The following is a 9,759-nucleotide window of genomic DNA, read 5'->3' as shown; positions in this document are numbered from 1 at the left end:
AGAATCAATCATATGTGAATTGTCAAAGTTCTCCGGCTGCTGAAAAGTAGCCGGGTATTTTTCTATCAACGGCTGAAAATTAAGCGCTTACAATGTAACCAGCGCACCCATCATGCCTCTTCATCGCCAGAAGATACCAATTCTCTTTCGCGTTCTGCACGTTCCTTGGCTTCAATCTTCGCCAAAACCTTCTTCCCATACTTTTGGATCATTCGAGCCATAAACTCAGCACAACGCTCCATATTCAATTGTTCCTCCCGGCTCAGTACAACCGTGCGTTCTTCTCGCAAATCGTTCTCTGCCATACCTTATGACCTCCAGTTCTGTCTTTCTGGAGGTCTAGGTATCAGTTAGACCGATTTTCCGATTTTAGAAAAAAATGTTTTAAAAAATTATAGTATTAGCATTTAAGTCCAAGGCATCACAAATTATTTTCGGCATTTCCACTTTTTTTGCAATATCATTCACTTGTTTAGTCTGCGCTCCGGCATATACTACTCCCAGTCCAATGGTGCTTCTCAATTCAGGATTCTTTTTTATGATACTTATCATATTATCTTCATCCGTTTGAGAAAGTTCTCCAACTAATGATCCCCCACACTTATTTTCGATTACATTTTCAACATAACCTTCAATCGTCTCCAACGCACTCATTACATTATTTGGTACGTCTGTTATTGTCCGTGACCATTGCAATTTAACGCACTCTGCATTCAGAGAAATCAGTTGAGCTAATTGCTTAGCCACAGATTCATCCTTTATACTATACACTTTCATTAGCCGCTACCTCCTTGATTGCATTCTCTACATCGGCTACGCTCACATCGGGCACAACCAGTTTAGCTCCGTACTTAGAACAAACACTATCCGCTAAACCTGTTGGTGAATCCTTAATATCCGAGGTGGTCAATAATACTTTTGTTCCCTCTTGTCCGGATAGCTGATTAGGAATATGATTATTAAGTTGGTTTGTCATATATGCTGAACCACCACATTTACATTCTACACATATTGTCTCGCCAGGCATTATCGTTTCCCCAAAAACAACAATCGGATGATCCGTGTTATTTTTTGCAATAACATCTGGTCTTGTACCGCCGCTCTCACCTTCAACAACTCTTTGTTGCGCCTCAACATCAAGACCTGTCTCTGCAAGTGCATCTTTTACAGCTGTTTCTAATAATTGCCCCTTCAAAACACTAAGTTTGGCCTGGGCACTACGAATTTCAGCAGGAGATGCATCAGGATCATTTAATGTGTCAAGTGCATCCATTTCATTTTTCCACAATTCGGCTTTTTCCGGATGTTTTTCTATCAGCGCCTTTATTCCCTCTGGTGTGCCAATGCTTTTTGCAATCTTCTCAATCAAAGGATCCTTATTTTCAAGATTCGCTTCTCCAGAATCATCGTTATTCGTCTCTTGTGTTTCGGCTGCAGTTTCTACTGTTTTTTCACTATTATCTGTTGAAAACAGCTCTTCGAATGCCTGTTTTACTTTATCAGAAAAACCTTCATTGCTTTCTTTTGAATCTGATTTGCTTTCTGATTCATCCTTCACATCTTTATTGTTGCTATCCTTGCTTTCACCGTGATCGTCGGAAAATAACAAATCAGTCAGTTTTGTTGCGATTTCTGATAAACCCTTTTGAAGCTTTCCCGATTCTGTCGATTTAACTTCTGTATTATCAGCAGTTTTTACTTCCGAATTCTTTGAGTTTCCTCCTTCAAGCATTACAATCTCCTCCTTTCCGCATCAAGAAAAATCATGAGATTGTTAAGCAATTCCGAATACTCATTTGTTCCCTCTATCCTGCTTTTTTCAAGTGCAAGCAAGGCTAATATCTTTTCTCTCTCTTCTTTCTCAAACTGATCAAGATGAGGGATCAATTCATCATCCATTGCATTACACCACTCTTTAATCTCATTTCTAAAGCAAATATTTCTCTCAAGCGCTGAATCTGGATTAAAGATCTCATAAACAATTGATTTTCTTAAGTTCCGATATTTTTCTACATCTTTTTCTTTCAGCAATTTCAGGATTTTAACCTTCACATTTGATGAAAGCTTTGTTTTCAATAAATCTTCCGGATTTAATTCGCATTTTTCTACGTCAATACGATCAGGTGGCAACAAAACCATCTTCACTATATCTCTTTTAACTTCTTTAGTATCACGTAAAACTTCCTGATCTACAGTATACTTTTTGTTATTGACCGGCTTCCATTCATCGACATGGCACAACACAGGTTCTATCCAATTGTTCTGATATACTGCACATACTCCTGTTTTAAGCTTCGCAAGTTCTATAATTTGATTATCATTCAAATTAGCAGCTTTACCAACAAGTTCTCTATCTGATGCATCAGGGAGACGAAGTATGATTTTGGTATTAGTATTACGTATTACAGACATATCCATTAAACCAGGTGATTGATCTACAATGATAAATCCTTCCCCATATGTTCTCATCTCTGCAATCGCATTTGCTAACATTTCTACAGATTTTCCGGCCAGATTTGAGCTGTCTGCACTTTGCTCTGTGCTCGTACGCTTTAAAATATTATGCGCTTCTTCAAGGACAGTGATATGACGGAGACTTTTATTTGTTCCATCAGCGCATGCCATTCTGTACTCTTGAAGCTTGATAATCATTAGACCCATTAACAATGCTTTCGTTTCATTCGAGCCAACCCTACTTAAATCTACAATGACATTGTTATCAAATAAGTCTTTATTTGCTAATTCATCATCTGTCAAGATTTGTCCGTTGATTCCATTGGTCAAGGAGCTGATACGCATAGACAATGCTCCTACATAATCGCCTTTACTGTCGGCGGAATACTTAGATTCCTTAATCACTTGATTTACTTGATCAAGAACATCAATAAAATTCGGATAAACATTTTTTCCAGCTATCTGATTCTCACATGTTGACAATGTCAAATCCCAACCTACTGATTCATATGCCCGTTCTATGGATTCCTTTAATACTGCAGGCATAGCAGCATACATTGGCCAACATACATTAAAAATCTCTATGAGCCTATCAATATGCTCCAGAATGTGGATTTCATCCGGAAAACTAAAAGGATTAATTCTTAAAAGTTTCCCCTTCTTTGGATTTGTTCCAAATACGCTTACTCCGATTTTACCGCCGAAAACATCTTTGTATTCGCCCTTAGCAGGTTCTATGACCATAAAATGAGTTTTTTCTTTGTCAGATAATTCGCAACACATATTATTTATCAATTGATAAACGGCATTAGATTTACCTGATCCTGTCGAACCCGTTACAAAAGCATGTGATGTGAAACTATTCTTGTCAAGAAGTACCCTATTATTTTCGTCATCATACATATGATGTATAGCACCAAAATCAATCTTTTTACCCTTTGGCTCATCTTGCGTATACAAAACATTTCTGCCAAAACTTGCACATTCAATTACAGGAATGCCCGATACTGACTTCTTTGGAAGCCCCATATAAATTGCAAGTTCTTTTCCACTGACTATTGTTGACGCAGTCGCACTATTTTTTTCATCTTTTTCATCTGCGATGTCAAATATTGGATGATTGAAAGTGCTAAGATATGGTATCAAGGGTTTTGCCTCTTCTGAATCCCATATACTAATATGGGAGGTTTCAACTGATGAATGTTCCCCTTGAATGATTGACTTATATGTGCTGGCTACAGATACACATGTTGTATAATCGTCCGATAAAAAATATACTCCGCAATCATACATTCCATAATCTTCACATTCCTCGATCCTCTCAATTTGCAAATTAATCCTGTCGAGAATTGATTTTATGCTTCTATTCTCATATGTAATCTGTAGTCCTTCTCCTTTGGTCGTGCTTATCGCATTGGCTACCGAATTCTGCTCACTTAAGGATTTTGAAGTGCCGGTTGTTTCAGTTTTTCCTTCTGCATCACTTTTATCAGTGTGATGTCCATGCATGTAATGATAATCAGCTGACACACTTGCTCCAACCGTTGCTGATGCACTTGCTGTGGCACCAACTCCAAAAGGTGTCACATTAACACCGGCGGTTGCTGTTGTGCTTGCATTGGCTCCAACAGATCCACCTACTGTATGAGCGCTATTAGTTCCTTTTGTAATTGTATGAGTTTTGGTTTTAGCAATACTTTCATTAGTTGTATCAGTTACACCCTTAATCACACTATCAGTTACCGTCTTTCCATTGGTATCATTGATAGAATACTCGGATTTTTCAAATGGTTTAAGTGCGGAATAGATTTCCTCATAACCTGCTCTGATACTTTCTCTCGCAATATCTGTTACTGGATCTGCAATAATCATCACAGTACATTTCTTACCTTTTAATGAATCCGCCAGTTTTTCCAAACCTTGTATATATTTCTGATTTTCTGTATCTTCTTCGTTTTTTAGAGCCGCAATGCCTGTTACCGCTGAGACACAAACATTATTTTCAAAAATGCTCTGAACGATATTCATCCTTTGTCCAGAATCTGTAATTTCTTCAAGCTTACTGCCTGGGAAATTTGCCTCCAGATTTCTTATCAACGCCGATATCTGGTTTTGAGGAACAAAGGAGTCATCTGTTGTCTTGCACACTGTTCCCAAATAAACATCAATTCCTGTATCATCGCTTTTTAACAGCATTACGATTGTCGCATTTTCGTATAATGATGTAGCGTTATACGTTGTGGCCAACTTATCTAAAATATTTTCATCCTTGTCAAACACTACTCTGGTTAATTTTGCAAGCATTATATTTGTACCAACGATGCAAACTGGCAAGTCGGATTTTTCTTTTGGTTCAGAGAAAGTCACATCAAATGACGGAATAAATACAGGTCTCTTATCAATATCAGAAATGTATTTTCTCATAATCACTTTATCTACCTGAGCTAATGCCGTATTCAAGTCATCTCGAAGACGAACATCTACATCTTCTTTTGCCATCTTTCCACCTCCCTATCTCTACTTCAAAATAATTTTAAAGATAAATAGTGCTACAGCAACTACAGCAACTATAGCTATTATCCATAAATAATTCTTCATAAACCATTCTTTACTAAACAACCGTATTTTACTTTGGCCGCCACCGGTTGTCATGACGACATCTTCTTTTTTTTCTTTATTTGCCTGTTCTACTTTATTTTTCTTTTTTGTTTTTCCCAGAGTAGGTTTATTTTTATAAACGCTTTCCCCAATTTCTTTGATGATAGGAAGTCTCTCTTTTGTCGCAAAATTATATCTGAGCCACAACAACTGCATTTGAAAAAACTCTTCATTCCATTCGTCGTTAGATTTTGTATACTCATCTTCCTGTCGAACATACGGCTCATCTAAACGAAGAACTTCTCCATGAATTGCTTGGCTCGTTTCCTTTATATATCTCCGTGCTTCATTATATTCCGAAGTAGCAAACGTTGGATCAGATCCAATGATACCAACCAGCAAAGCTCTTAATGCGCCCACATCTTTACTTTTTATTGCATCTGTATATGCTTTATTTGAATTAAAATACATAATCGGCCTCCTAAATCTGTGTATATGAAATCTTTGCTATTAGCTGATCTAAATACTTTCGTATTTCATCCAGTTTATTCACCTCTACTGCATAACACTTTTCGTCTGCAGCGATTTTAGACGCTTCTTTTTTCATATCAGAAATAGCATCGTTCTTCACTTTTATCATTGACATTACCTGATCTACACGTTCTTTAGTATCCTTCTTTAGCGCCTTAACATCATTTTGATAATCGGATCTTAATTTCTCAACATATTTATCAATTGAAACTTGAATAGGATCAATATTGTCCGATACGTACGTTGCAATGTCGATATATGTTTTCTTTATTGTCTTAGGCTCTTTCCTCGTTTTCCATGCCCGTCCTATTGAACTGAAGAAATTTCCTATTCCATACCCAAATTCAATATATTCTTTATTTGGATTGGCCTCATCACGTGTACTTGAAATAGGCTTTGTAAATTTTTCTTTGTCAATTAATTCCTGGTATTCAACAGTATCTTTTAACGAAAAATTTCCAATATTCATTAAGCCGGATGTCTCAAGCTCCAATAAGTAAGAAACAAATTCCTGATATAAATCTACCGTTGCATTTCGTTTCTTTTTCTTAACCAAGGTTACTGTATCCCTTATTTGCCCAAGTAAGGAATCGACTTGATTAGAAATATCTTGAATAATTTCATCACCCTCGGATTTGGGCACTTCATTTCTTCCGTTTATCTTCTCAGCGATACTGTTCTTTATTACATAAAAGCTCGATTGAATTTTATTAATTTCAGGAATCGTTTCAGTTATATCGTCAATTTTTCTCTTTACCTGATTCATTCTTTCTTTTATATTTTCGAGCGTAACCCTTCTTTTTTCTTCCGCTGCCTTTTCTGCTTCTTTTTTTGCTCTTTCCGAGACAGCATCGCTGTAATCTTTTTTTGCTTGTTCCAGTGCCTCCAGTTCTGTTTTATTTAGACTATCAAGTTCTCCTATGATATCTGTAAAGCAATTTAATAGATTACGCACCTTAATAGGATACGCATAACTCTTGATATATTCCTTTATAGCACTAGCCAATGCTGGGATGCCTGTATGAATCATTACTCGTTCCGGTACAGCCAAATCTCCAGAGAGTTTCTTTGCATACTCGTATTTTTCTGCTTCAGAAACAGAGCTTTGCTCTTCCAAGCAGTAATTATGATAATTGGCATACTGTGTTTTTATTTCTTCAATGTATGACTCAAAATCATGTTCTAATTCTTCATGTCCATAATAGTAAACTTTTTTGCAAAACTCGGCATAGTAGCCATATAACTCAGCCTTTTTAGTTCTGCCTTCTGACAAACCTGGTCTCTTCGTATACCCATTTACCACTGCTAATGCTGCACCCGATGTTACAGGAAAGACTCTCGGATTGACAATATTTCTTATTCTCTGAGAATTTGGAACTTTCTTGATGTTGGCGATATAATTTTTTACATAGTTCTGTAAAGTTTCCCCTTCATTTGTATATGTCAACGAATCGCACATATTCATTACAAATAAGAATCTATCATTAAACGCGCCTTCATCCTTTTCTGCAGATTCTTCTATGATATCCAATAATTCTACAATATTGTCATCTTCTAACTTATCATCCGCAATCAAAACAACCATCTCTTTTTGTTTTGATTGTAAAACCTCTTTCGTGATTTCTAAGTGAGACTTTTTATGTAAGCGCCTTGCTTCTTCATCCGTTTTCTTTGTATCATTTCCAGTAGCACTATCCGTACCTGGGGTATCCACAATTACTAAATTGAAATCATTTTCAATGTCCTCAGGATACAAATTTGCAAGTGATGTTAGCACTTCGATATTCTCAACAGTTTCTTCAGCACCTTTAATTTTATCCTGAACTGCTTCCTCATTTTCGCAAACGAATTCTTTCTTACTTCCCTTATACGCATAACGAACTTTAGCAAAACACTTTAAATCTTTTTCATCCGTATGAATTATCTTGCATATTTTCGCTGTGCAAGTCCCAGAAGCAGTTGGAAGAATATTTTTCCCGATCAATGCATTAATTGTCGAAGATTTACCACTACTATATGTACCAGTAAATACTATTCTGAACTCTTCTGCTTCAATTTCATCATATGTTGATTTCAAACGACCATATTTATCTATTAGTGCAGATGACTTTGATTCTTTTACAATCTCTTCAAATTCTTTAGTAAGCATCAGGTCAATTACATCTGCGATATTTCTTTTCATCTGAGAATCAGGAATAATCTCATTAACCAAGTCACAATATGTAATATTGGCTTTTAATTGACGATTCTCGTTCTGAGCATTCAATGATTTCTTAACACTATCATAATCTATCTTTCTTCCTGAAAACTCAACCTTAATGTCCTTATCTCCCATTTTGCAGATTGTTTCCAATAATCCACACCAATTATCTCTCGCTATCGGATCTATCCAAGCCTGAATAGGCATATGTACTTTTGGATCAAGAAATCGCTTTAAGTTCGCATCACAATGCTTGTTTGTTTGTATTTCTTTACCATCAACCCTCACGGTTGTTATCATCTCATATGGATCATATTCAATATATATCTTTCTCATCTAAAGCCTCCTCATAGAGTATTTTTTCTAATTCAAAATAGTGATGCAATCACCTTGACTCCTTAGCCACATATCAATTCCTTTTCCAAACACCTCAGCCTGAACAACATATCCTTCATCTATTTTATCGACAATATTTGCTGTAGGCAAACGATCAAGAACTGCATCTACATCCAGCCCCTTATACACAAATTTTACTTTTTGAAGTTCCCCTCCCATCATAAACTGTACTCGTTTTCTAAATTCTCCCTCTTCAAATCTGCTGCTATACGGAATATGAAATCTCTCATCAAGTACCTGGACATTTTTTATTCTATCTATGCGATATATCGTCGGTGATGAATCATTGATGACATCAAAATCTTTCTTCACTTTTTCATCATCGATAAATGCTGTCAGGTAAAAATAGTATTCTGAAAACATGATTGCCACAGGTTTCAATTTTCTCTGCACAGTTTTCTTATCCTTAGTTCTTGTGTAATCAATTTCAATGTAATGACAATCTCGGATTGCCTGGCCAAGAGTCCACATATTATCCAAAAACTTTGTTCGATGTCTTGGCTCAACATAATGAAATTCTTCATTCCGAATAAGATCTTTCACAATCTTCTGGTTCTCATAAGGAACACAGGAAGAAATCAATTTATCAAGCATCGGTATCATTTCATCTTTAGTCAATGACCGACTCTCAAGTAATATTTTGCAAACTGCAAGAATCTCACTGTTAGTTAGCTTGATTTTGTAAATATGTTCTAATCGAAATCCCTTCTTAACTCGATCATAGATAATGCTATTTATGACACCGGATTCATCCACATCATTAGCCAAGAAATTCCGGATGCTATCTATATCTCTCTGGATACTTCTTTCATCTACATTATATTTTGCAGCTTCCTCTGTCTTGTTTACGATTCCGCCATTGATCAGCCGTGTATAAATACCAAGCAATCGGTCTGATCTGTCTCCCTTTAAGCCGTCACTCATAATGCTACCTCCATGTCTATAAGGTAATTATAATCTCTTAGAATGACGTATCCTGTCATGCTATTCTTTTTTTCTCCAATTTTTATACTCCCCTGATGTAATTCTTGCATCAGTTGGTCTTTCGGCATCATCCGGAATCGCCCATTCTCTACCTAATTTTGATGCGCCTTCAATTTTACCTTCTTGACACATTGTCCTTACGCGGCGTGGAGAAAGATTCCATTTTTCAGCTACATCATTCACTGAAAGATAACCTTTAATCATACAAATACACCTCTTAAAAATAAAAAAAAGCAATGCCAATATTAGCAATGCTCTTCAACGTGCAACTGGCTACCATATTGTTACTTAGGCCCTATAGCTTTGCGTCACACTCTTTCGAATGCTTTGCTAAAAATATTTAATTGGTATGTGTATAGCATATTCCGTCAACGGCCATTTGTCAATAAGGAATTGACATAACTCTCCAAAAATCTTGTACAAAATAAACAAAAAAAAGACCTGCAAGCATCCGAAGACACCCACAGGCCATAACCAAATCTATATTCTCTTTGCATAATCCAGATTATCGTAAATATAGAGTTATCGTAAAAGAACTGTATGGACAGTCTATGGAAAGACTTTTTTCTGACAAACTTTTACGATAACTCTTGCCT

General features: G+C 36.3%; 8 protein-coding genes and 1 riboswitch. All 8 genes read right to left on the bottom strand.

Going from position 1 to position 9,759, the window contains the following annotated elements:
* Nucleotides 1-110: 110 nt before the first annotated feature.
* The 8 genes from ACTNC0_RS17835 to ACTNC0_RS17800 all read right to left on the bottom strand — a co-directional run bounded on the left by ACTNC0_RS17835 (nucleotide 111) and on the right by ACTNC0_RS17800 (nucleotide 9,367).
* Nucleotides 111-305, bottom strand: a complete 195-nt coding sequence (locus ACTNC0_RS17835; RefSeq protein WP_441088442.1) for a hypothetical protein — start codon at nucleotides 303-305, stop codon at nucleotides 111-113.
* Between the two features lie 79 nt (nucleotides 306-384).
* Nucleotides 385-777: a hypothetical protein gene (locus ACTNC0_RS17830; RefSeq protein WP_441088441.1), complete on the bottom strand. Its 393-nt coding sequence runs from the start codon at nucleotides 775-777 to the stop codon at nucleotides 385-387.
* Nucleotides 764-1,732, bottom strand: a complete 969-nt coding sequence (locus ACTNC0_RS17825) for a hypothetical protein (RefSeq protein WP_441088440.1) — start codon at nucleotides 1,730-1,732, stop codon at nucleotides 764-766. The genes ACTNC0_RS17830 and ACTNC0_RS17825 overlap by 14 nt, the downstream gene beginning before the upstream one ends.
* Nucleotides 1,732-4,953: an ATP-binding protein gene (locus ACTNC0_RS17820; RefSeq protein ID WP_441088439.1), complete on the bottom strand. Its 3,222-nt coding sequence runs from the start codon at nucleotides 4,951-4,953 to the stop codon at nucleotides 1,732-1,734. The genes ACTNC0_RS17825 and ACTNC0_RS17820 overlap by 1 nt, the downstream gene beginning before the upstream one ends.
* 18 nt (nucleotides 4,954-4,971) lie before the next feature.
* Entirely contained in the window at nucleotides 4,972-5,523 is a 552-nt protein-coding gene (locus ACTNC0_RS17815; RefSeq protein ID WP_441088438.1) for a hypothetical protein, read from the bottom strand.
* Between the two features lie 10 nt (nucleotides 5,524-5,533).
* Nucleotides 5,534-8,119, bottom strand: coding sequence for a dynamin family protein (locus ACTNC0_RS17810; RefSeq protein WP_441088437.1), 2,586 nt, complete (start codon nucleotides 8,117-8,119; stop codon nucleotides 5,534-5,536).
* A gap of 27 nt (nucleotides 8,120-8,146) precedes the next feature.
* Nucleotides 8,147-9,103 carry a helix-turn-helix transcriptional regulator gene (locus ACTNC0_RS17805; protein WP_441088436.1) on the bottom strand — a complete coding sequence of 319 codons (957 nt, stop codon included), beginning with the start codon at nucleotides 9,101-9,103 and terminating at the stop codon, nucleotides 8,147-8,149.
* Nucleotides 9,104-9,163: 60 nt separating this feature from the next.
* Complete coding sequence (locus ACTNC0_RS17800) at nucleotides 9,164-9,367, bottom strand: helix-turn-helix domain-containing protein (protein WP_441088435.1); 204 nt, start codon at nucleotides 9,365-9,367, stop codon at nucleotides 9,164-9,166.
* Nucleotides 9,368-9,424: 57 nt separating this feature from the next.
* A riboswitch (cyclic di-GMP riboswitch) is annotated at nucleotides 9,425-9,505 on the bottom strand.
* Nucleotides 9,506-9,759: the final 254 nt, after the last annotated feature.

Source organism: Blautia sp. HCP3S3_B11 (assembly GCF_052064435.1).
Lineage (GTDB): Bacteria > Bacillota > Clostridia > Lachnospirales > Lachnospiraceae > Blautia_A.
This window is presented reverse-complemented; position numbering and strand designations above follow the sequence as displayed.

Coding starts and splice junctions, on each gene's coding strand:
- ACTNC0_RS17800 (WP_441088435.1), bottom strand. CDS start 9,367: ATGATTAAAGGTTATCTTTCAGTGAATGATGTAGCTGAAAAATGGAAT.
- ACTNC0_RS17830 (WP_441088441.1), bottom strand. CDS start 777: ATGAAAGTGTATAGTATAAAGGATGAATCTGTGGCTAAGCAATTAGCT.
- ACTNC0_RS17835 (WP_441088442.1), bottom strand. CDS start 305: ATGGCAGAGAACGATTTGCGAGAAGAACGCACGGTTGTACTGAGCCGG.
- ACTNC0_RS17815 (WP_441088438.1), bottom strand. CDS start 5,523: ATGTATTTTAATTCAAATAAAGCATATACAGATGCAATAAAAAGTAAA.
- ACTNC0_RS17820 (WP_441088439.1), bottom strand. CDS start 4,953: ATGGCAAAAGAAGATGTAGATGTTCGTCTTCGAGATGACTTGAATACG.
- ACTNC0_RS17810 (WP_441088437.1), bottom strand. CDS start 8,119: ATGAGAAAGATATATATTGAATATGATCCATATGAGATGATAACAACC.
- ACTNC0_RS17825 (WP_441088440.1), bottom strand. CDS start 1,732: ATGCTTGAAGGAGGAAACTCAAAGAATTCGGAAGTAAAAACTGCTGAT.
- ACTNC0_RS17805 (WP_441088436.1), bottom strand. CDS start 9,103: ATGAGTGACGGCTTAAAGGGAGACAGATCAGACCGATTGCTTGGTATT.